Source organism: Corallococcus terminator (assembly GCF_003611635.1).
GTDB lineage: Bacteria > Myxococcota > Myxococcia > Myxococcales > Myxococcaceae > Corallococcus > Corallococcus terminator.
In genome coordinates this window covers 1-851 of the sequence record NZ_RAVZ01000738.1, presented here as the reverse complement: position 1 = coordinate 851, position 851 = coordinate 1, and the positions used below count along the sequence as shown (strand labels likewise).

The 851-nt window shown below is 70.0% G+C and carries 1 protein-coding gene and 1 pseudogene; one reads left to right on the top strand and one right to left on the bottom strand.

Annotated elements, in window-relative coordinates:
• Positions 1-340, top strand: a pseudogene (locus D7V88_RS41885) (hypothetical protein); the annotation flags it as partial.
• Here D7V88_RS41885 and D7V88_RS41880 read toward each other — a convergent pair.
• Positions 337-851 (bottom strand): NAD(P)H-dependent flavin oxidoreductase (locus D7V88_RS41880; protein ID WP_208726777.1); only part of this gene is annotated, 515 nt, incomplete at its 5' end. The pseudogene D7V88_RS41885 and the gene D7V88_RS41880 overlap by 4 nt on opposite strands.

Here is an 851-nt window from a genome sequence, read left to right as displayed (position 1 = left end):
GGACGTTGTGCAACCCCCGCCGCAGCCGCCGCTCCCAGGGAAGGGCGAACCGGTCGTGAAGCCGCTCCCAGGCGCCACCAGTCCAGCGCCCTCCGGCCCCAAGCCCCCCTCCAAGGGCGCAGTGGAGCAGACACGGCTGATGCTGCGCATCCAGTCGCGCTCCAAGGAGATGTACAGGCGAAGTGGGAAGAACGAGCCTCCTGCGGACCTGAAGGCAGGGCTGGTGATGATCAAGAAATCCGCCGCCAAGGCGACCACGACGCAGGAGCGAGCGTACGTCGAGGAGACACTCAGCGCGTGGGAGGCTCGCCTCGACAAGCTGCTCCCTTCGCCGCGCTAACCCCGGTCGTCCTCGTCCTCCTCATCCAGCCCCTCGGGAGACTCCAGGAGCCGGCGGGCCCGCTCCATCATCTCCACGACGATCTGCCCGGCGGGCTGCACCGTGTCGATGCGCGACATGCTCGCGCCTCCCGCCGGAAGGCTCATCTCCTCCAGGTCCCCCTGCGTGTCGGGCGTGGGCAGGAACGAGCTGAATTTCGGCATCACGTACTGCACGTCCAGCACGCCGGGAAACAGCCGCGTCGTCCCGATGGTCTCCGGCACCGGCCCGGGCGGCGGCACGCGCGACTCACGGCCCGCCCACTCGCGCACCACCCGGTTGCGGATCACCCGGATGCGCTTGCCCGGCCACTCAGGACCGAACAGCGTCGTCAGGGTCGTGTCCCCCGCGTCCCCTTCCACCACCCGCTGCTTGTAGAGCGGGTGCGCGTACGCCTCCACCGACGCGACGAGCCGCGTGCCCACCCAGACACCGTCCGCGCCCTGATGCATCGCCCTCGCCGCGCTGAACC